22 protein-coding genes and 1 tRNA gene are annotated in these 19,420 nt (G+C 71.3%); 10 read left to right on the top strand and 13 right to left on the bottom strand.

What is annotated here, in order from left to right; genetic code table 11:
• Positions 1-17: 17 nt before the first annotated feature.
• Positions 18-1,409, bottom strand: coding sequence for an FAD-dependent oxidoreductase (locus VFZ70_04280; GenBank protein HEX6255008.1), 1,392 nt, complete (start codon positions 1,407-1,409; stop codon positions 18-20).
• A gap of 162 nt (positions 1,410-1,571) precedes the next feature.
• Here VFZ70_04280 and VFZ70_04285 point away from each other — a divergent pair, with 162 nt between their 5' ends.
• From VFZ70_04285 to VFZ70_04305, 5 genes are all read left to right on the top strand, one after another.
• Positions 1,572-3,152, top strand: coding sequence for an NAD(P)/FAD-dependent oxidoreductase (locus tag VFZ70_04285; GenBank protein HEX6255009.1), 1,581 nt, complete (start codon positions 1,572-1,574; stop codon positions 3,150-3,152).
• Positions 3,153-3,314: 162 nt separating this feature from the next.
• Positions 3,315-4,385 (top strand): ABC transporter ATP-binding protein, encoded by a 1,071-nt coding sequence (locus VFZ70_04290; protein HEX6255010.1) that lies wholly within the window; start codon positions 3,315-3,317, stop codon positions 4,383-4,385.
• Complete coding sequence (locus VFZ70_04295) at positions 4,385-5,290, top strand: ABC transporter permease (protein HEX6255011.1); 906 nt, start codon at positions 4,385-4,387, stop codon at positions 5,288-5,290. The genes VFZ70_04290 and VFZ70_04295 overlap by 1 nt, the downstream gene beginning before the upstream one ends.
• Before the next feature lie 34 nt (positions 5,291-5,324).
• Positions 5,325-6,167, top strand: a complete 843-nt coding sequence (locus VFZ70_04300) for an ABC transporter permease (GenBank protein ID HEX6255012.1) — start codon at positions 5,325-5,327, stop codon at positions 6,165-6,167.
• Between the two features lie 80 nt (positions 6,168-6,247).
• Positions 6,248-7,423 carry a spermidine/putrescine ABC transporter substrate-binding protein gene (locus tag VFZ70_04305; protein HEX6255013.1) on the top strand — a complete coding sequence of 392 codons (1,176 nt, stop codon included), beginning with the start codon at positions 6,248-6,250 and terminating at the stop codon, positions 7,421-7,423.
• A gap of 91 nt (positions 7,424-7,514) precedes the next feature.
• Here VFZ70_04305 and VFZ70_04310 read toward each other — a convergent pair whose 3' ends face one another.
• On the bottom strand, positions 7,515-8,054 hold the full coding sequence (locus VFZ70_04310; protein HEX6255014.1) for a hypothetical protein: 540 nt from the start codon (positions 8,052-8,054) through the stop codon (positions 7,515-7,517).
• Between the two features lie 88 nt (positions 8,055-8,142).
• On the opposite strand from VFZ70_04310, the gene dut reads away from it, so the two are divergent.
• On the top strand, positions 8,143-9,093 hold the full coding sequence (dut, locus tag VFZ70_04315) for a dUTP diphosphatase (protein HEX6255015.1): 951 nt from the start codon (positions 8,143-8,145) through the stop codon (positions 9,091-9,093).
• A gap of 24 nt (positions 9,094-9,117) precedes the next feature.
• On the opposite strand, the gene VFZ70_04320 is transcribed toward dut, so the two are convergent.
• On the bottom strand, positions 9,118-10,734 hold the full coding sequence (locus VFZ70_04320; protein HEX6255016.1) for an FAD-binding dehydrogenase: 1,617 nt from the start codon (positions 10,732-10,734) through the stop codon (positions 9,118-9,120).
• A gap of 188 nt (positions 10,735-10,922) precedes the next feature.
• Here VFZ70_04320 and VFZ70_04325 point away from each other — a divergent pair, with 188 nt between their 5' ends.
• Positions 10,923-11,798 carry a BTAD domain-containing putative transcriptional regulator gene (locus VFZ70_04325; GenBank protein ID HEX6255017.1) on the top strand — a complete coding sequence of 292 codons (876 nt, stop codon included), beginning with the start codon at positions 10,923-10,925 and terminating at the stop codon, positions 11,796-11,798.
• Between the two features lie 97 nt (positions 11,799-11,895).
• On the opposite strand, the gene VFZ70_04330 is transcribed toward VFZ70_04325, so the two are convergent.
• Positions 11,896-12,393: a hypothetical protein gene (locus VFZ70_04330; protein ID HEX6255018.1), complete on the bottom strand. Its 498-nt coding sequence runs from the start codon at positions 12,391-12,393 to the stop codon at positions 11,896-11,898.
• A 230-nt stretch (positions 12,394-12,623) separates the two neighbouring features.
• A complete protein-coding gene (locus VFZ70_04335) occupies positions 12,624-12,830 on the bottom strand; it encodes a hypothetical protein (protein HEX6255019.1) in 207 nt (68 codons plus the stop codon).
• 280 nt (positions 12,831-13,110) lie between these two features.
• Between VFZ70_04335 and VFZ70_04340 the strand changes: the two genes are divergently transcribed.
• Positions 13,111-13,608 (top strand): hypothetical protein, encoded by a 498-nt coding sequence (locus VFZ70_04340; protein HEX6255020.1) that lies wholly within the window; start codon positions 13,111-13,113, stop codon positions 13,606-13,608.
• 54 nt (positions 13,609-13,662) lie between these two features.
• Positions 13,663-13,738, top strand: a tRNA-Gly gene (locus tag VFZ70_04345).
• 58 nt (positions 13,739-13,796) lie between these two features.
• On the opposite strand, the gene VFZ70_04350 is transcribed toward VFZ70_04345, so the two are convergent.
• From VFZ70_04350 to VFZ70_04385, 8 genes are all read right to left on the bottom strand, one after another.
• Positions 13,797-14,633 (bottom strand): hypothetical protein, encoded by an 837-nt coding sequence (locus VFZ70_04350; protein ID HEX6255021.1) that lies wholly within the window; start codon positions 14,631-14,633, stop codon positions 13,797-13,799.
• Positions 14,630-15,808 carry a winged helix DNA-binding domain-containing protein gene (locus VFZ70_04355; GenBank protein HEX6255022.1) on the bottom strand — a complete coding sequence of 393 codons (1,179 nt, stop codon included), beginning with the start codon at positions 15,806-15,808 and terminating at the stop codon, positions 14,630-14,632. Before VFZ70_04355 ends, VFZ70_04350 begins: the two co-directional genes overlap by 4 nt.
• Before the next feature lie 34 nt (positions 15,809-15,842).
• Positions 15,843-16,460: an MBL fold metallo-hydrolase gene (locus VFZ70_04360; GenBank protein ID HEX6255023.1), complete on the bottom strand. Its 618-nt coding sequence runs from the start codon at positions 16,458-16,460 to the stop codon at positions 15,843-15,845.
• An 83-nt stretch (positions 16,461-16,543) separates the two neighbouring features.
• A complete protein-coding gene (locus VFZ70_04365; GenBank protein ID HEX6255024.1) occupies positions 16,544-16,777 on the bottom strand; it encodes a hypothetical protein in 234 nt (77 codons plus the stop codon).
• A 65-nt stretch (positions 16,778-16,842) separates the two neighbouring features.
• Complete coding sequence (locus tag VFZ70_04370; protein HEX6255025.1) at positions 16,843-17,502, bottom strand: dienelactone hydrolase family protein; 660 nt, start codon at positions 17,500-17,502, stop codon at positions 16,843-16,845.
• A 147-nt stretch (positions 17,503-17,649) separates the two neighbouring features.
• Positions 17,650-18,192, bottom strand: a complete 543-nt coding sequence (locus tag VFZ70_04375) for a YqgE/AlgH family protein (protein HEX6255026.1) — start codon at positions 18,190-18,192, stop codon at positions 17,650-17,652.
• Between the two features lie 49 nt (positions 18,193-18,241).
• On the bottom strand, positions 18,242-18,382 hold the full coding sequence (locus tag VFZ70_04380) for a hypothetical protein (protein ID HEX6255027.1): 141 nt from the start codon (positions 18,380-18,382) through the stop codon (positions 18,242-18,244).
• The gene (locus tag VFZ70_04385; GenBank protein ID HEX6255028.1) at positions 18,382-18,546 is read right to left on the bottom strand and encodes an NAD(P)/FAD-dependent oxidoreductase; all 165 of its coding nucleotides are present in this window, start codon (positions 18,544-18,546) and stop codon (positions 18,382-18,384) included. The genes VFZ70_04380 and VFZ70_04385 overlap by 1 nt, the downstream gene beginning before the upstream one ends.
• 149 nt (positions 18,547-18,695) lie before the next feature.
• On the opposite strand from VFZ70_04385, the gene VFZ70_04390 reads away from it, so the two are divergent.
• Positions 18,696-19,397, top strand: coding sequence for an ACT domain-containing protein (locus VFZ70_04390; protein HEX6255029.1), 702 nt, complete (start codon positions 18,696-18,698; stop codon positions 19,395-19,397).
• Positions 19,398-19,420 lie beyond the last annotated feature (23 nt).

A 19,420-nucleotide genomic window follows, 5' to 3' on the forward strand; every position in this document is an offset into this window, starting at 1 on the left:
TCGCTCGAACGGTGGGTTCAGTGCCGCATGAGGCGCTCGGCGATGCTGCGCCCACTGGGCGGGCGTCCGGTCCGCTCCGCGCGCCGGTCGATGTGCGACAACGCCCGCTGGATGTAGCGGGCGCCGATCCAGCGCAGCGGTTCGGGCTCCCAGCGGCGTGAGCGGTGACCAGCCATCGGCAGCGCCGTCAGTGGTGACGGTCGCCCCGTGATGAGATCGGTCAGCGTGCGCCCGGCCAGGTTGCTCGCGGCGACCCCCTGGCCCGTGTAGCCCCAGGCGCCGGCGAGCCCGGTGGCGGGGTCGTAGGTGAAGTTGGGCAGCCAGTCGCGCGGCATGCCCAGCGGGCCGCCCCACTCGTGGCTGATTCGTGCGTCGCGCAGCACAGGAAACCACGAGGTCAGCATGGACCGCAGCAACCGGTGGGTCGTCGCGTGGCGGTCGAACCGTGCCGCGACGCGCGAGCCGAAGTGGTACGGCGCGCCACGACCACCGAACAGGACGCGTCCGTCGGGTGTCCGCGACAGGTAGTCGACGGTCAGGCGGTGCGACGACAGGCACTCGTGGCCCTGCCAGCCGATCTCGTCCCAGCTCGCCTCGTCGAGGGGCTCGGTCAGCACGATCAGCGAGTAGACGGGCAGCACCGACCGCCGCAGGCCGGGCAGCCGAGCCGTCCACGCTTCGGTCGCGGCCACCACCACGCCGGCGTCGAGCCGACCGTGGCGCGTGTGGACGGTCGCGCGGTCGGTGGTGCCCGGTCTGATGGGGTCGATGCGCGTGACGGGCGTGCGTTCGAAGACGTCGACACCGCGTCCTTCGACCGTGGACGCCAGGCCACGCACCAGACGCCCCGGGTGCACGGTCGCGCAGTGCGGGTCGAACAGCCCGCCGTGAGCACCCGCGATGCGCACCCGCGCGCGCACCTGCTCGGCGGTGAGCTCGCGGATCTCGTCGTCGACCCCGAGGGTGCGGTAGGCCTCCGCGGAGGCACGCAGGCCCGCGACCTCGTGGACGCCGCGGGCGACGCGCAGCATGCCGCCCTTGCGGAACGCCGCGTCGATGCCCGTCATCTCGCACGCGCGCCCGACCTCGTCGACCGTGTCGCGCATGGCGGTCACGACCGCGCGCGCCCGGTCGCGTCCGTACCGCGCAGCCAGCCCTGACGCGGACAGGCCGATGCCCGACGAGCACCACGCCCCGTTGCGTCCGGAGGCGCCGAACCCTGCGATCTCGGCCTCACACACCGCGATCCGCAGGTCGGGGTCGCGCAGCGACAGGTACCAGGCCGTCCACAGCCCAGTGAAACCGCCACCCACGATCGCGATGTCGACGCCATGGCGGCCGCGCAGGGCCGGCCTGGGTCGGAGGTCGCCCGCGGTCGCGAGCCAGAAGCTGACGTCGGAGTAGCGCATGATCGGGGCGCAGCCTATGCGACCCGCCCGCCGCTCCGCTGTGCCGCCCGCGCTCCGCAGGCCCGCCCACCGACCCGAAACGGACACCAGGGACACACCCGACCGTGTCACCGGTGTCCGGTTCACGTCGCTCGACCGGCTCCCGCACTAGCGTTGACTGCGATGATCACCGCACCAGCCTGGATCGACCCGCACGGCGCGGTGCGCGCCGTGGCCCCCACCGACCTGGACCGGACCTGGGACGCCATCGTCGTCGGTGGTGGCCACAACGGCCTGACCGCGGCCGCGTACCTCGCGCGGGCCGGTCGCCGCGTGGTCGTGCTGGAGCGCCGCGACCGGGTCGGCGGTGCCGCCACGCTCGAGGAACCGTGGCCGGGGCACCGGGTGTCGCCGTGTGCGTACCTGTCGGGCCTGCTCCATCCGGTCGTCGTGCGGGAGCTCGAGTTGCGACGGTACGGGTACGACGTCGTCGTACCGGACCCGGGACTGGTGGTGCCGCTGCCAGACGGCGAGGTCTTCGTCGAGTGGGGCGACCACGATCGGACGCTGGCCGAGGTGGCCCGCCTTGCACCGGGTGACGTCGACGGGTTCGCGCGCTACCAGATCCTGCTCGACCGCATGGCCGACGCGCTGCGCCCGCCCGACGACCGGGACGTCTGGCTCGGCACCCCTCCCGACCGCGATGAGCTGGCCGAGCGGCTCGATCACGACGCCGAGGCGCTCGACGTGCTGTTCGAGCTGTCGATGGTCGATCTGCTGTCCAGATACCTTGACGACCAGCGGCTGATCGACGCACTCGCCGGCCAGGGGATCATCGGCACCTACGCGTCGCCCTACGACCCGGGGACGGCCGCGGTGCACTTCCACCACTCCTGCGGCTGGACGAACGGCCGGCGCGGCGCGTGGGGGTTCGTCCGTGGCGGCCTGGGCCAGGTGTCGTTCGCGCTCGCCGGATCGGCCGCCGCCGCCGGCGCCGTGATCATCACCGGCGTCACGGTCGCCAGGATCCGTCCGGGGGTGGGCGTCGAGTGCGACGACGGCACCGTCCTGCGCGCGCCGGTCGTCGTCAGCAACGCCGACCCGGTGCGCACGCTCGGTCTGCTCGACGACCCACCCGCTGCGTTCGCCGACCGCGTGCGCGCGCAGCCGACCGACAGCGCGGTCGTCAAGGTCAACCTCGCGCTGTCGGGCGCACCGGTCTTCCCCGGCGCGCCGCCCCGCACGGCCGTGGTCAACGCCACCGGCGGGGCCGCCGCCCTCGACGCGTCGTTCCGCGCGGCCGTGCGGGGCGACGTGACCGACGAGCTGTGGGCCGAGCTGTACGTGCACACGGCCTACGACCCGACGATCGCGCCGCCCGGTCGGCACATCGTCAGCGCCTTCTGCCAGTACGCCCCGTACACGTTCGCGCGCGGCGACTGGCACAGCCGCCGCGACGACGTCGGCGACCGTGTCGTGGCGTCGATCGAACGGATCGCGCCGGGGTTCGGAACGCTCGTCGTCGACCGCGAGGTCCTCGGTCCACCGGACATCGAGGCCCGCATCGGGCTCACCGGTGGGCACATCTTCCAGGGCGAGTGCCGGCCGGAGTGGCTGTGGGACCGCCGCCTGCCGGCGCGCACGCCGGTGCCGGGGCTGTACCTGTGCGGCGCGGCGACGCATCCGGGCGGCAGCGTCATCGCCGCCAACGGTCGCAACGCGGCCGGGCTCGTGCTGGAGGACACCGGCACGCCGCACGGCTGACCGAACGGCCCACGGCGCCGCACGCGGCATCATACGATCATGGGCGCACCGCACCACGATCGTGCGGCGCGTCAACCTTGCCGGCACCGCCGGACGACGATCTCCCGATGGACAGGACGGTGCAGTGGGCGTACAGCTGGCTGTGGAACCGGACGTGCGGCGATGAGCGACGTCAGCGCCGTGCGCCTCAGCGGGGTGACCAAGCGCTTCGACGAGGTGACCGCCGTCGACGCGATCGACCTGGACATCCGCGACGGTGAGTTCTTCTCGCTGCTCGGGCCGTCCGGCTGTGGCAAGACGACGACGCTGCGCATGATCGCCGGGCTGGAGTACCCGACCGCGGGCACCGTCAGCATCTTCGACGAGCAGATGAGCCTGCGTCCGCCGAACAAGCGCCCGGTCAACACCGTCTTCCAGTCCTACGCGTTGTTCCCACACATGTCGGTGCACGACAACGTCGCGTTCGGCCTGCAGATGCGCCGGCTGGACCGCGACGAGACGCGACGGCGCGTCGGCCAGGCCCTCGAGCTCGTCCAGCTGACCGGGCGTGAGCGGCGCCGACCGAACCAGCTGTCGGGTGGACAGCAGCAGCGCGTCGCACTGGCGCGCGCGTTGGTCAACGAACCGAAGGTGCTGCTGCTCGACGAGCCGCTGGGCGCGCTGGACCTCAAGCTGCGCCAGGCAATGCAGCTCGAGCTCAAGGACCTCCAGTCGCGCGTGGGCATCACGTTCGTCTACGTGACCCACGACCAGGAGGAGGCGCTGACCATGTCGGACCGCATCGGCGTCATGGACGCCGGCCGGTTGCTGCAGGTCGGTGCCCCCGAGGAGATCTACGAACGCCCGACGTCGCCGATGGTCGCCGACTTCATCGGCGACACGAACATGCTGAACGCGACCGTGAAGGGCCCCGATCAGGTCGCCCTGGGTGACGGCCAGGTCGTCGCCGTGACGACCGACGCCCCGGCCGGCACGAAGGTCACGTTGACGCTGCGCCCCGAGCGGCTGCACGTCGAGGCGGCCGACGCCACGGTCGAGCCGCACCACAACGCGTTGGACGCGAAGGTGACCCGGCGCGTCTACCTGGGCAACGCGGTCAGCTACGACGTCCGTGCCGGAGACCTCGATCTGCGCGTGCGCCACCGCAACGTGCCGGGGCGACCGCGGTACGGGGTGGGCGACGCCGTCCAGGTCCACTGGAGCCCCGACGCCGCGGTCGCGGTGTCCGCCTGATGGCCCAGACGCTGGTTCCCGACCCCGAGGCGTCGCCGGAGGCCGACGCCGGTCTCGAGCACGCGGCCGCCGCCGAACGCTCGCGCCGGGGTGCCTGGATCGCCCTGCCGCCGGCGCTGTACCTGGTCCTGCTGTTCGCCCTGCCACTGGTCATCGTGCTCGTGTACTCGTTCGCGACACGCGGCAGCACCGGGCAGACCATCCTCGCCGACTGGAACATCGCGTCCTACACGCGGCTGCTCAACCCCCTCGTCCGGGAGATCGCGCTGCGGTCGGTGGGCTACGCGTTGCTCACGACCGCGCTGTGCCTGGCCGTGGCGTACCCCTTCGCGTACTACATCGCCACGCGCTCGCTGCGGGTCCGCAACATCCTTCTCGTGCTCGTGATGATCCCCTTCTGGTCGAACTTCCTCGTCCGCACCTACGCGTGGCGCCTGCTGCTGTCCTCGTCGGGGCCGCTGTCGCAGCTGACCGAGGCCATCGGGCTCGGACAGACACGGCTGCTGTTCACGCCGGTGGCCGTCGTGCTCGGGCTGGTGTACGGGTACATGCCGTTCATGATCCTGCCGCTGTACGCGGCGATCGAACGCATCGACCTGGGACTCGTCGAGGCCGCGCGTGACCTGTACGCGTCCGGGCCCCGGGCGTTCTGGCGCGTGACCTGGCCGCTGTCGCGGCCGGGCGTGATCGCGGGCTCGATCCTGGTGTTCATCCCGAGCCTCGGCGCCTACGTCACGCCCGAGATCCTCGGGGGCTCCAAGACCACGATGCTGGGCAGCTACATCGTCCGCCAGTTCCTCTCGGCGCGTGACTGGCCGTTCGGGTCTGCGCTGTCGTTCGTGGTCATGGCGTTGATGCTGGCGGCGACGCTGATCTACTTCCGCACCGGGGGGCGAACGCTGTGAGCGCCTCATGTAGCGGCAGCGGTAGGCACACATCATGAGCGTCGCCGACGGGTCGACGGTCAGGCCGCGCGGGGCGGCACGGCGCCTGCTCGCCGCCAACGCGTGGCTGGTGTACCTGTTCTTCTACGCACCGATCGTCGTGCTGATCGTGCTGTCGTTCAACAGCAACCGCCTGGCGGGCATCTGGCAGGGCTTCACGCTCGACTGGTACGCCGAGATGCTCGACAACACCGCGGTGCTCCGGTCGATCCGCAACTCGGTGATCGTGGCGTTGTTCTCGACGGTCGTGTCGACCGCGCTCGGCACGGCCGCCGCACTGGCGATCGAACGGTTCCGCTTCCGCGGCCGGCAGGCTTTCGACGCACTGCTCTACCTGCCGGTGATCGTCCCCGACGTGACGATGGCAGTGATGCTGCTGCTGTTCTTCGTGCGCACAGCGGACGCGCTGTTCGTGGTCAGCGGTGCGCAGGTGCGGCTCGGGCTGACGACGATCACGCTCAGCCACATCGCGTTCAACATCTCGTTCGTCGCCATCGTCGTGCGCGCGCGGCTGGCGGGCATGGATCCGGTGCTCGAGGAGGCCGCGGCCGACCTGTACGCCGACCGGTGGCAGACCTTCCGCCGGGTGACGCTGCCGCAGATGATGCCCGGTGTGCTCGCCGGCGCGCTGCTCGCTCTGACGCTCTCGCTGGACGACGTGGTCATCACGAGCTTCGTGTCCGGGCCGGGCTCGACCACGCTGCCCGTCTACGTGTTCGGTCTCGTCAGACGTGGGGTGACCCCGCTGATCAACGCCGTGTCGACGGTCATGCTGGTGGCGTCGATGGTCCTGGTGTTCGGCTCGGTGGTGTTGCAGCGCCGGCGCGGACCGACGTGACACCCTGGGACGGGCCCGCGGTTTGCACGCCGGCCCCATTCGTGGCAGACAACAACGCACAGACCGACAAAGGAACGTTCATGCGCAAGCTGATCGCCATGCTGGGACTGCTGACGCTGGTGCTGGCCGCCTGCTCGGGCGCGTCCACCAGCGTGGAGGACCAGGCTGCCGGTGGGGGAGGCGACGAACCGGAACGCGAGGCCAGCGCAGCAGCCTCGGACGGAACTGAGGTGGCGGAGGCCGAGACCGTCCAGTGCGATGCGGGAGAGGTCGACGGGGAACTCGTCCTCTACAACTGGACGGAGTACATCGATCCGGAGCTGATCGACAAGTTCCGCGACGAGTTCGGCGTCGATGTCATCGAGGACTTCTACCCGAGCAACGAAGAGATGCTCGCCCGCGTCCAGGGCGGCGGGAGCGGCTTCGACGTGGTCGTCCCGTCCGACTACATGGTCGGCATCATGATCGATCAGGACCTGCTGCTGCAGCTCGACAAGGATGCGATCCCCAACGCCGAGAACGTGGCTGAGGACTTCACGGAGCCACCGTTCGATCCGGAGCTGGCGTTCTCCATGCCCTACCAGTGGGGCACGACGGGTCTCGGCCTGAGCCTGGCCGACACCAGTGACGACCCGGAGGCCACCTGGGGCTGGATCTTCGACCCGGAGATGGGCGGCGACCTCGACGGCCGGATCTCGATGCTCGACGACCCGCGCGAGGCGATGGCGGCGGCCCTCAGCTACCTCGGGTACTCGATCAACTCGACGAACGAGGACGAGATCCGCGAGGCCGCCGACCTCATCGCCGAGACGACCGACCGGCTGGCGGCGTTCGATTCCGACCAGTACGAGGACCTGCTGATCAGTGGCGAGACGGCCGTGGCGCACGGCTACTCGGGTGACTTCTTCCTGAACTTCGACGAGAACGACGCATGGGACGACTTCGTGTACCTCATCCCGCAGGAGGGTGCCGTCCGGTGGGTCGACACGATGGCGGTCCTGGCCGACGCACCGCACCCGTGCACCGCGCACGCGTTCATCAACTTCATCCTGGATGCCCGTAACGGCGCGCAGCTGACGAACTGGAACTTCTACGGGAGCCCCAACGCGGCGGCGGAGGAGTTCATCGACGCCGAGATCCTGGAGGACCCGGCCATCTACCCGCCCGAGGACGTGCTCGAGCAGTTGCAGTTCCTGGAGGACACGGGGGAGACCGAGACGCTGTACACCGATCTGTTCACCGAGGCCAAGAGCTGATCGTCTGACGCGACGGACGGGGCCGCCCGCCTGCGGCCCCGTCCGTCATCGTCCGTCCGTGCGCGTGGGTTCGCGGCGCGTACGTCGACTGTCACCCGCGGCGACGGTCGAGCGACTCCTTCAAGCGCCGCCACAGGTCTTCGCGCACGTCCATCAGCGCGTCGCGCAGCGACTGCTCGTGCGAGGTCACGACGATGCGTGGCATGTACGGCAGCCGCGCCTCCAGCGTGACCTTCTGTGCCGGAGTGTCGCGGTCCTTGACGGTGAGCTCCATGTCGACGGCCTCGGCGCCGTAGCGTTGCAGCTGCCGGTCGAGCTTGCGCAGCAGTTCGAGGATGCGGGGTCGTTCGGACTCCTCGAACCCGAAGCCGATGCGCAGCTGGTCGAGCGAGGCGCCGCGCCGGCCGCCGTCGGACCCACCGGGCGGGTCGTCGAGGACGATCGCCGACAGGCGCTCGTGCACCTCGGTCGCCGACAGGCCACTCTCCCGCTGGATCGTGTGTACGAGCGCGTCGAGGTCGTCGCCGGCCGCCTCGACGTCCTGTCGCGGTACCTGGGGGAAGGCCGAGAGGACAGGCGAGCGCAGCTCGGTGAAGCGCGTCTGCCACGTGCGGGCGTCCAGTGTTGCCATCGTCGCCTCCTTCGCCCCCGCAGCGGTGCGGGGAGTATGTAGAGTGCTGCCCGCCCGCCGTCCCGCACAACCCCGGGGAGCGCACGTCGTGGATCTGGTGACCAACCCCGAGCTCAGCGACGACCTCCGGTCGCGGCTGATCTCGCTGTGGGTGACGGTCGCCAACGCAGGGGGCGCGGTCGGCTTCGTGGCCCCCACCACCATGGACGAGGTCGCACCGGTCGCGCACGGGGCGTTCGACCGTGTCGTCGCAGGTACGGACGACCTCGTGGTCGCGCTCGACGGTGTGCAGCCGGTCGGCATGGGGTTCCTGGAGCGCAACGACACCCGTCTGCAGGGCCATGTCGGTCTGGTGCGGCGTCTACAGCGGGCGCCGTCGCATGCCGGGCGCGGGATCGGCGACGCCATCCTGTCGTCGCTGGAGCGCGTCGCGCGTGATCGGGGGCTGACGCTGATGACGCTCACCGTGCGCGGCGGCACCGGTCGGGAGCGCTTCTACGTCGATCGCGGGTACCGCGTGGACGCACGGTTGCCGGATCGCCTCCGTCTCGACGGCGGCCGCCTCGTCGACGAGTTGCGCCTGTCCAAGGCGCTCACCGGGCGGGGTGCGCGGCTGGCGGTCCGACAGCTCGACGCGGGTCTCCCGCTGCCGCGATACGCGCACCCAGGCGATGCGGGCCTTGACCTGTTCGCGCGCGGCACCGTCACGCTGGGCGCGGGGGAGCGGGCCCTGGTGCCGACCGGCGTCGCCGTCGCGATCCCGGACGGCCATGTCGGGCTCGTGCATCCCCGGTCGGGCCTGGCGGCTCGCCATGGTGTGACGATCGTCAATGCGCCGGGCACGATCGATGCCGGCTACCGCGGCGAGATCAAGGTCATCCTCGCGAACACCGATCGTCGGGCGCCGGTGACGTTGCAGCGCGGCGACCGCATCGCCCAGTTGATCGTCCAGCGGGTGGAGACCGTGGAGGTCGTGCCGGTCGCGGCGCTGCCCGCCGCCGCGCGTGGGACCGACGGGTTCGGTTCCACGGGCGCGTGACGACGGCGCGCCACCCGCGCTGGGTCACGTCAGATCGTCGTCGATGCCGCGCGCGGCCCGCAGGCCGCTGTGCAGGCACCCACCGAGGAACGTGCCCTCCAGCGACCGGTGGCCGTGCATGCCGCCGCCGCCGAAGCCGGCGACCTCACCGACCGCGTACAGGCCGGGCAGCGGCGAACCGTCGCCGCGCAGCGCGCGGCTCGACAGATCCGTCTGCAGCCCGCCGAGGGTCTTGCGTGTGAAGATCCGCATGCGCATCGCGATCAGCGGCCGCGCTGGCGGATCGAGGATCTGCTGGTTGCCGGCGGTGCGCATGAGCTTGTCGGGCAGGTAGCGCCGCGCGGTGGCTACGGCCGCCAGTTGGGCGTCGTTGCCGAGGCCCGTCGCGGCCTGTCGGTCGTAGGCCAGGACCTGGTGTCGCAGCGCCGCCTCGTCGATGAGGTCGTCGCCTGCCACCGCGTTCATCTCCCTGACCAGCGTCGCCGGATCGTCGGCGATGACGATGTCGGGACTGCGATCGAGGAACGCCTGGATCGGCTCGGCGGGCCGCGGCAGCACGCGCTTGAGCAGCAGCGCCACGCTGCGCTCGGTCAGGTCGGGGTTGTGCACCGAACCCGACAGCCGCAGCTCCGATGCCGCGATGCGGTGGTTGAGCAGTAGCCACGAGTGCGGACTGCCCGTCGTGGTCAGGTGCTTGAGCGCGCGCAGCGTGTCGAAGCCCGGGAACAACGGCGGCGGCAGCCGCCTGCCGCGGGCGTCGAGCCACAGCGATCCCGGGCCGGCCAGGACCCGCACCGCATGCTGCGACCAGACCGGCGTGTGGTGGGGGAGTCCCTCCGGATAGTTCCACATCCGCCCGGTGTTGGTCACCCGCGCGCCCGCGTCCCGCGCCGCGAGCAGGCCGCTGCCGTCGACGTGGTCCGGCACGCCCTGCAGCAGCTCATCGGGCGCCGGTCCCAACTCGTCCGGCCACCACTGCCGTACCAGATCGTGGTTGCCGCCGATGCCGCCGGTGGCGACCACCACCGCGTCGGCCCGGACCGTCACCTCGTCGCCGTCGACGCCACTGCGGGCCACGCACCCGGTCACACGGCCGTCCTCGGTGAGCAGCCGTTCGACGCGGTGCGCGAATCGCAGGTCGATCCGTGCCTCGCTCTGATGTGTCTGGACACGCCGCTGGAACGGATCGAGGATGCCCGGTCCCGTGCCCCACACGACATGGAAGCGCGGCACCGAGTTGCCCGGCCCGTCGGCGAGGCCGCCACCGCGTTCCGCCCACTGCACAAGCGGGAAGAACTGCACGCCCAGGCTGCGCAGCCACGGCGACAGTGCCCCCGCGGCCGCCTCGACGTACGCGCGCGCCCAGCGCCGTGACCAGACGTCGTGCGGCCCGTCGTCGAACTCGGCGGACGCGAACCAGTCGGCCGTGGCCAGTTCCACGTCGTCGCGGATGCGCAGGCGGCGCTGCTCGGGGGTGTCGACCAGGAACAGGCCGCCGAGGGACCAGGTGGCCTGACCGCCCAGCCTCGCCTCGCCCTCGAGCATGATCACGCGGCGCCCCGCGTCCGCGAGCTCCGCCGCCACGACGAGGCCGGCGAGCCCCGCCCCGATCACGATCACGTCGGCCCTCACGTGCGTCACGTCAGCTCCTGTCGACCCGTCGGTGTCGGTCATCATGCCCGCAGGAGCGCGGGACCCACGAACGCCGGCACGTCCGGTTGCGCGTTCCGCGGGGCGTCGTCCGATCCGACGCGGCGTATCACAGGGCCGCCGATCCACTCGTGTTGGTGGGGACGCCCGGGGCTCCGGCGTCCGCGGGAGGCGACGTGATGATGACCGAGGTGCTTGTGGCACCCGACCGCTCAGGTGAGCGCTCGCAGCGGGACTGGTGCCAGGTCGCACGGGATCCAGTCGTGGCTGGTGCGGTGGCCGGGACGGACACGCCGCCGGTCGACTCCGACATCGTGGCGCGCGTGCTCGGAGGCACGCGGGTGTGGGTGCGCGGGGCGCCGATCGCGCGGTGGGGCACCAGCCGGGGGCTCATGATCTTCCGCTACCTGCTGCTGCAGGACCGTCCGGTGCCACGGGACCGCCTGATGGGTCTGTTGTGGCCCGGCTCGACGCCCGCGTCGGCGCGCAACAACCTCAACGTGGCGATCTACGGCCTGCGCCGCGCGCTGGAGGCCGGCGCGCCGGGCCCGCACGTCGTGTTCCGCGACGGCGCCTACCAGATCGCGCCCGATCGCAGCCTCTGGCTGGACGTGCGCATGTTCGTCGACGCGTGTGCCCGCGGGGCGCGAGCGTTGCGCGATGGGCGGGCGAACCGTGCCGAGCGCGTGCTGCGGGACGCTGTGACGCTCTACGGGGGACCGCTGTTCGCCGACGACACCGATGGCGAGTGGTACCTGGCCGACCGGCGGATGCTGGTCGAACGCCATGCGACCGCGCTGCACGACCTGGCCAGCCTGAGGCTCGACGTCGGCGATGCCGCCGAGTGCGTCGAGTTGGGCCGGCAGGTGCTACGCGTGGAGCCGTGCCGCGAGGTCACGCACCGGCTGCTCATGCGGGCGTACGCGCGCCAGGACCTGCACCATCTCGCCGTGCGCCAGTACCGCGAGTGCGTTGACACCCTGGACAGGGTGCTCGACGTGCGTCCGCACCCCGACACGACAAGGACGTTGGACGACATCCTCGACCACGCGTGACGCTCCGACGTCACCGAGGTGTCGCTCACAGCAACCGGCGACCGCCATCACCGGGCGGCGGAGTGCCGCCGCCCGGTGACGTGCCGAGCGGTCGGATCTACTCCCTGAGCCAGACCTGGTGGCCGTACTCGTTGCCGAGGAAGATGTCGTCGCCGCCGAAGTTCCCAACGTTGTGGGTGTTGCGGAACGTCCTGATCTGATTGGTGTTCGGCGAGTGCAGCTGCACCTCGATCTGGTCCAACTGGTACGCGTCGTCGCCGGCGTGCGACAGGTCACCCTGCTTACGGAGGTACACACCCGTGACATCGTGCAGTTCGATCCGGTAGTAGGACGGATGGTTGCGCTGGTCGGGCTTCTCGGACTTGTCGACGGTGAAGTCGACCGGCGGGAGGCTGCCGACGGCGTCCTCCTCACGACCGAGCAGGTAGCGGATCTGCGTCCCCGGCTCGAAGCCGTCGAATCCGGCGACGTTCAGGGGGAACTCGCGACCTCCGTCGGTGCCTTCCACGCCCACGTACAGCGTGTCGTCCGTGGCTGCGGACTGCGGGACGGCCGCGGTCCTCACGGTTACGTGGATCACTTCGATGTGTGCCATTGCTGGTCCTTCTCCCGTCTGCTGTGACGCCCGTCGTCGGGCGTCTCAGCGCACGGTAGGAGGCGGCGCATAGGCGTCGATTAATGGCGACTGCGGCACCGGTGAATCGTCGCCGGTCGCCGATCGCACCGAACGGGTCGAGCTCGTGAGCTACGTGACATGCCTGTTCATCCGCTGCCACCCGCGATCATCGCGCAGGCCGCGGTGACCGTGCAGTTGCTGTCGGCGGCTCATGTCGCCTCGCGCCGCAGCGGGGTGCGCGCCGTCGGCGCGGGTTCAGTCGGGGAGCGTTGCACCGGTGCGGGCCAGTAGACGTCCTCGAGCGTGGCTGGTGTGCCGGGCGTCGAGGCGTCGGGCGGCTGATCGATCAGGCCGATCGGCGTGTCCAGGGCGACCAGCCGGCCGTGGTCGACGATCGCGACGCGGTCGCTGAGCATCTCGGCCTCCTCCATGTAGCGCGTCGTGAGGATGGCGGTGGTGCCCCGCTCGGCTTGATGCGCCGGACGACGTCCCAGAGGTTGCGTCGTGCCAGTCGCTCGATGCGCTCGGTGTCCCACGCCTCCTCGGGTGGCAGTGGGAACCCCAGCGACTGCCGCACGTGCGCCGCCCACCCGAGCCGCCGCACGGCCCGGGTTGTCGGCGGCTCGTCGTGCCAGAGGCAGCTCCGCGATCCGGTCGGCCGGCAGCGGCCGCCCGTGTGCCACGACGGCGGGGGACGTGAGCGCCTGGATGGCCGCCGCGCTCGAGCCCGTGACGGTCGACGACGACGCCGATTCGGTGGAGGAACCGGAGGAATCGGAGCGGGGTCCGGAGCCGGACGCCACACCGCCACCGCCGCCGGAGCTGCCCGAGGAACTGGAGCTGGTGACATCGTTCGTCGTGTACCAGCCGCCACGAGCCGCGGACCCGATGACGATGGGAAGCGACGGCAACATCACCGCCCCGCTCAGCGCGCGCGTCGAGCTCGCGGTCGACCTCGACGTGGCCAGCGGAGTCGCGCAGCGGTTGCTGCGCCTCCGCGCCAAGCGGGTCGGAGCGCACCCCCCCTTTGCGACTCCATGGCAGCCGGGTCGCCGTGGGCCGGGACCCGACGACACCCGGGTCGTCGTGACGGGCCTGGATGCCGGGCTGTACCGGCTCCAGGTAGGTACCGTGTCGGACGACGACAACCATGAGGCGCCGGTGCAGAACGGCCCGTTGTTCGTCGTCGAGTGAGCCGCCGTCCCGGTTTGCACGACCGCGGAGGACGCGGCAGGATTGGGCACCCACGCGGACGTGGCTCAGTTGGTAGAGCACCACCTTGCCAAGGTGGGGGTCGCGGGTTCGAATCCCGTCGTCCGCTCCATTCTCATTGCGCGCAGCGCCTCAGACGGTGCGCGCCCACGGCGCCCGGTGTCGGCCGATCACGGCCGCTGGTCGTCAGTTCCTCCGCCGGTCGTGCTCTCGCGGTCGGGGCGGCGGGCGAACGCCGACGAGCGCCCGACCGTGCGGAAGCCGAGGCGGAGGTACCACTCGCGCGGCCAGTCGTCGGCGTCGGCGACCAGCGCGATCCCGGTGGCGCCGTTCGCTCGGGCCGCCGCGATTGCGCGGTGCATCACCGTCTGCGACCAGCCCCGGCCGCGCTGCTCGACGACCGTGCTGACCGCGTCGATCTCGGCGAGCGCACCGGCTGCGTGGTTGAGCAGCAGGCAGCGGCTGACCGGCGCCTCCGGTGGCGCGATGACGGCGCGAGCGTCACCGACGCGGCCCACTCGTCGCTCCCGCTCGATCATCTGATCGACGATCTCGTCGGAGTCCGCCCACGGCGCCTGCATCGTGATCTTCCGTGCGAGATCGAGCTGGTCGGCGATGGCGACCACGTGTGCGTCGCGCACCGACGTTCGGCCCCCAGTCGCTTCGTGGTACGCGTCGTGGTCCAACACCATTGTCTCCAGCCGTTCCTCCTCGTAGCCGGCGTCGACCAGGGCCTTCCGCAGCCGGTCGGCGATGTGTGTGTCGTCGATCTCGATGCGCCGGTGCCGCCACCCGGCCTCGGCTGCGATCCGGTCGATGGAGGCGAGCAGGATGTCGGCGTTCACCGCACGGGTGACCGCCATGAAGTTCAGGTCGTACACGTCCGTCAGGTCGTCGGCGATGAGCGCGACGGCGAACGGCAGGTCGAGCCTGCGCGAGGCGATCATCGTGCGCAGCTCGAGCGTCGCCTGCGCGAGCCGCTCGTGTGTCGCCAGGGCGTCGTTCACGGGTTCAGCTCCCGGTCCAGGGTCGACCGGAACCGCGGCGTGACCGCGGTTCCGGTCAAATGGGGTCGTGCACGGGTGAGCTGATGCTCGACCGCCGTCCGACCGGCCTGGGTGATGTCGTCGAGCAGCCGGTGGACGATCGAGCCGTCGGGCTGCTGCGTCCATCCGCCGACGACCGCACCGTTCCACCAGATCGTCGGACCGATGTTGCCCGTGTTGTCGAAGATCGCGTCACGGTGGGCCCCGATGTACCAGTCGCGCGCCGTCCAGCCCATCGGCGTCGGATCCAGGCCCGGGAGGAGGGCGGACCAGTCGTCCGGCTCGTCGACAGGGTTGACGTCGTCGGCGAGCACCAGCGCGGGGCTGCCGTCGTCGAGTTCCACGTCGACCGTGTCGAGCGCGTCGACGGCCCGGCGCGCCCGCGTGCGGGTCCACCCGGTCCACCACACCAGATCGTCGAACGTCGCCGGCCCGAACGCGGCCAACCAGTGGCGCGCCATGGTGACGCGCGCGGCATCCGCCGGCACGTCAGCGATCGGACCGCCGAGCCACTGGGTCGTCGGCTCCCAGCGGTACTGGCTGCTCAGCCACGTTCCGCGTGGTCGTCCGCGCATGATCAGGCCGTCGGCGGCGAGCAGCAGCATCACCCGGCTGGACATCCGCACCTCGGTGCGCCACCGCCCGGAGCCGACGGTGATCGTTCGTCGCAGGGCCGGGACCAGGTCGGTGAGCTCGGTGGTGTGCGCACCGCCGTTGGCGTTCAGCGCCTCGAGCGCCGCCTCCTCCAATCCCCGCAGCCACGCCGCCGGGTCGTCGATGCCGTTGGCGTCGATGGCACGCACCATGCGTCGGCGCTCGGTCGCGGCCACGTCATTGGTGCTGGACGCCTGGACCGCGGCGGCCAGGTCGACGGGGATCACGAACATCGTCCGGCGCATGCCGAGCATGCGCACCAGCGTGCGGTCGTCATACAACGCTCGCTCGACGGCCTCGACCCCTGGCGTGCGCATCCGTTCGGCGGCGGCCAGGTGCACGGTCGCGGGATCGCTGGCATGCAGCGCGACCACGCTCCGCGCGATCGCAACGGGGTCGTCGATCCGTGCCGCCGGCACGAGGCGGTGGCGCCACGCGAGCCTCGCGCGGCGTTGTGCGTCACTGATCCGCAGGACGCTCACGGTGGTGTCGGCTCCCGACGGCGGTGCGGACACGTCACAACGTGGTGGACTCACCATGGTCGAGCACGGCGACCGTCGCGATGTCGCAGAAGCCGGCGAACAGGTCTGGGTCGGCAAGGAAGACGTCGTAGTGGATCGGGATGACGGTGCGCGCGCCGGTCTGCTCGACCATCACGTAGGTGTCGCGGAAGCTGACGCTCGGGCCGGCGATCGGCGCCGCCAGGATGTCGACCCGCGTGCCACCCGCCTGCACGGCATCACCGGGGTGCAGCAGACGCCCGTCGAGCACGAACCCGGTGTTCGGCGGGCCGTCTGAGCCGTCGACCATCTGGACGTGGGGCAGATCCAGCGCCGTGATCTCGAAGCCCGCGGCCGAGAACGTCTGGCCGCCGGTGACCTCGGCCGCCTCGATGTCGATCTGTCCGCACACGTCGGCGTTGGCGTGCACCGGCAGGCCCCGCTCGGCGATGGCGTCGACGGCGCGCACGTCGCAATGATCGGCGTGACGGTGCGTGAACAGCACCGCGTCGATCGCGCCGAACGCTTCGAAGGCCATCGCGTCCATCGCGACGTTGCCGGGATCGATGAGCAGGCGTCCGCCGTCGTCGTGCTCGATCAGGATGCAGGACTGCGGGTACTTGGTCAGTCGCACTGTGGTCCTCCCCGGCGTCCGTGTGGCGGCGGCGCTGTCCTTCGTGGATGCTAACGGTTCCACGCCACCGGCGGACCGCTCACTCACGCCGTCAGCCGGCCGGGAGCGGCCGCGTCCTCGCCGTCGGTGACGACGGCGAGCAGTTCCGCGCCGGTGGCGCCGGGCAGGCGGTTCGCCACCACGGACCAGCGCCGTGTGCCACCACGTGCACGCCGGTGCGGGTCGAGCGCCCGGTCGACGGTGTCCATGAGCTCAGCGACGTCGTGCCAACCGTCCGCTTCGACGATCACCTTCAGTTCGAACAGTTCAGATGGCACGGACGTGTCCTCGTCGGGGGCCGGCGGCCCGGGTTGGTCGGGTGGTCGGATGATGTCGCAGCTGGTCAGGCCGCTGACACCTGGTCGTCGATGAAGTGCAGGCTGCGCTGCCAGGCGCGTTCCGCGGCCTCGACGTCGAAGACCGCGATGTCGGCGTTGCTGAACCCGTGGCGGGTGCCGGGGTAGTGGTGCGCGACCACGTCGACGTTGCGGTCGCGCAGATCGGCGACCAGGCGTTGTGGCTCTTCACCGTCCCAGCCGTCGTGCTCCGCCAGGTGCAGGAGCAGCGCCGCGTCGATCGCGTGGCGCTCGTCGTCCGACGGCAGGGCGTAGTAGGCGACCGTCGCGTCGACGTGCCCGCCTGCGACGAGCCCGAACCCGAACTCGGCCCCGGTCGAGAACCCCACGAGGACAGCCGGCCCGCGGCGGTGCCCCAGGGTGTCGAACGCGGTCACGGCTGCCATCAGCACGCGCGTCGCGCGCGCCGCGGTGAGCGTCTCGAGCAGCCGCGAGGCCTCGGCGTCGGATCGCGTGGACGCGCCCGCGAACAGGTCCGGTGCCACCGCGACGTGGCCGTGCGCAGCCAGTTCATCGCACAGGAAGCGCACGTGGGGCAGCAGCCCGTACGCGTCATGGCAGACGAGGACGCGGGCACGCACTGTGCCGTCCGGCTCGGCGACGTACGCCCTGGCGTGCCGCTCGTCCAGACGGATGACCGCACCCATCACCGGACCTCCCGACATGATCGAACACATGTTCGATACGACGGTAGCCGAGGCCGAGATCGCTGTCCAGCCGATGGCCGGTCGGGCGGGGTCTGTTCCGCTGGAGCCTTCGGCCGATGCGCCGTTTGGGTGGGGATCGCTCCCCGGTCAGTTCATGGACGGATCGTCGGGCACCGTCGTGAACATGCCGCCCTGGCGGGTGAGCACCGAGCGCCACAACCCGGCCGGTTCGGCCGCGCGCACATCGGCGGGCTCCGCGTCGACGACGAACCACGCCCCGGACCCGATCTCCTCCTCCAGCTGGTCGGCGGCCCACCCGGCGTAGCCGACGAACAGGCGCAGCGCGCGCAGCTGGGTCCGCGCGGTCTCGACGTCGTCGGTCAGGTCGATGACGCCGATGCCGGTGCGCACGGCCTGCCATCCGGGCAGTTCGACGTCGTCACCGGTCGCCAGCCCGATCACGGTGTCGGGGCCCACCGGTCCGCCGCGGAACATCACGGCAGGTGGCGACAGCAGCGGCGCCCAGCGCGCCAGGCGGTCGGGCAGGTCGGCGACGCCGGGGCGGTTGAGCACGATCCCGGCCGCGCCGGCACCTGGATCGTGGGCCAGGACCAGCACCACGCTGCGATGGAAGCTGCCGTCGGTCAGGTCGTGCGAGGCCACGACCAGACGACCCGTCAGTGGACCCACGGGGTGTTCGCGCGGTGCGCAGAGGTGGGGCCGGCAGTGATGCACATGGTCAGCGCTGATCCGACGAGTGGCCGGGAAGCAGCCGCGCCGAGGGATCGACGACGGTCGCGGCGTTGTTGACGGCGATCGCCTGAACGGGAAGCATCCGGCGCTCGTCCGCGAGGTCGTCGAGTCGCGGCACGAAGTACATCAGGCCGCGCCCCTCCCAGTCCCCGGAGTCCGGCGGGGGGCGCTCCGGCCGCGAGTCGAGAATGCCACGCTCATCCCGCGGAATCCGGCATAGTAGGCGGCGTACAGGCCGGCGGGGCCGGCGCCGATGATCAGCAGGTCACGCTCGTGCATCTTGCTCGTCACGTACCGCATCCTTCCCGTTGGCGTGGCTGCGCGGTCGTGCCCTGGAACGCGGCCCGGGGCGATTGTCACACGCCTGCAATGTGCGGTCGAGGTCGCTGAAACATCACCGCGGTATCGTCAAGCCAACATCACTTTCGGTAGGAACGACCATGCACTACGTGCTCCGGGTGTCGCTTCCCGACAGACCGGGATCGCTCCACGCGCTCACCGGCGCGTGTGTCGCTGCGGGCGCTGACATCGTGTCGCTCGACGTCATCGAGCGCAGCGGCGGCATCGCGGTCGACGACCTGTGCGTCACCCGCGTCACGGACGCTGATGATCTGCGACGACGAATCGATGATCTGCCCGGCACCGTGGTCGCGTCGCTGCGGCCCGTCGCCACGGCGCGAGACGACGACGGCGTCATCGCCCTCGCGGCGGCGATGGTCGCCGACGGGCGCGGCGCCGTCCGCCTGCTGGTCGACCGCCTGCCGGGCGCGCTGTGGGCGTCGTGGTCGGTCGCGGTCGCCAACGGCTGGAGCGGGCTGGAGGTGCTGGCCGCCAGCACGGGCGCGCTGGCGCCGACGGCCGGCGGGTGGTTGCCGCTGACGACGCCGCGCCGGCTGGAGTTGTCCGATCTGCTGGGTGACGCCGCGCACGCACACGAGGACCTCGAGATCGCCGCGGCACCGCTCGGCCAACCGGCATCGGCCGTCATCGTGGCCCGGCGCGGTGGTCCGAGGTTCGTGGAACGCGAACTGCGCCAGCTGAAGCTGCTCGCGGAGGTCGCGCTCGCCACCGAGGTCGCCCACACACCGCGCCGACCGGTGGAGCGCATGGCGCCGACACAGTGGGCGCGCGCCCAGCCCTAGGCGTCACAGGGTGGGCGCCCGCC

The organism is Euzebyales bacterium, from assembly GCA_036374135.1.
Taxonomy (GTDB): Bacteria; Actinomycetota; Nitriliruptoria; order Euzebyales; family JAHELV01; genus JAHELV01.

Coding starts and splice junctions, on each gene's coding strand:
- VFZ70_04280 (HEX6255008.1), bottom strand. CDS start 1,409: ATGCGCTACTCCGACGTCAGCTTCTGGCTCGCGACCGCGGGCGACCTC.
- VFZ70_04285 (HEX6255009.1), top strand. CDS start 1,572: ATGATCACCGCACCAGCCTGGATCGACCCGCACGGCGCGGTGCGCGCC.
- VFZ70_04290 (HEX6255010.1), top strand. CDS start 3,315: ATGAGCGACGTCAGCGCCGTGCGCCTCAGCGGGGTGACCAAGCGCTTC.
- VFZ70_04295 (HEX6255011.1), top strand. CDS start 4,385: ATGGCCCAGACGCTGGTTCCCGACCCCGAGGCGTCGCCGGAGGCCGAC.
- VFZ70_04300 (HEX6255012.1), top strand. CDS start 5,325: ATGAGCGTCGCCGACGGGTCGACGGTCAGGCCGCGCGGGGCGGCACGG.
- VFZ70_04305 (HEX6255013.1), top strand. CDS start 6,248: ATGCGCAAGCTGATCGCCATGCTGGGACTGCTGACGCTGGTGCTGGCC.
- VFZ70_04310 (HEX6255014.1), bottom strand. CDS start 8,054: ATGGCAACACTGGACGCCCGCACGTGGCAGACGCGCTTCACCGAGCTG.
- VFZ70_04325 (HEX6255017.1), top strand. CDS start 10,923: ATGATGACCGAGGTGCTTGTGGCACCCGACCGCTCAGGTGAGCGCTCG.
- VFZ70_04330 (HEX6255018.1), bottom strand. CDS start 12,393: ATGGCACACATCGAAGTGATCCACGTAACCGTGAGGACCGCGGCCGTC.
- VFZ70_04335 (HEX6255019.1), bottom strand. CDS start 12,830: ATGCTCAGCGACCGCGTCGCGATCGTCGACCACGGCCGGCTGGTCGCC.
- VFZ70_04370 (HEX6255025.1), bottom strand. CDS start 17,502: ATGGGTGCGGTCATCCGTCTGGACGAGCGGCACGCCAGGGCGTACGTC.
- VFZ70_04380 (HEX6255027.1), bottom strand. CDS start 18,382: ATGTACTTCGTGCCGCGACTCGACGACCTCGCGGACGAGCGCCGGATG.
- VFZ70_04390 (HEX6255029.1), top strand. CDS start 18,696: ATGCACTACGTGCTCCGGGTGTCGCTTCCCGACAGACCGGGATCGCTC.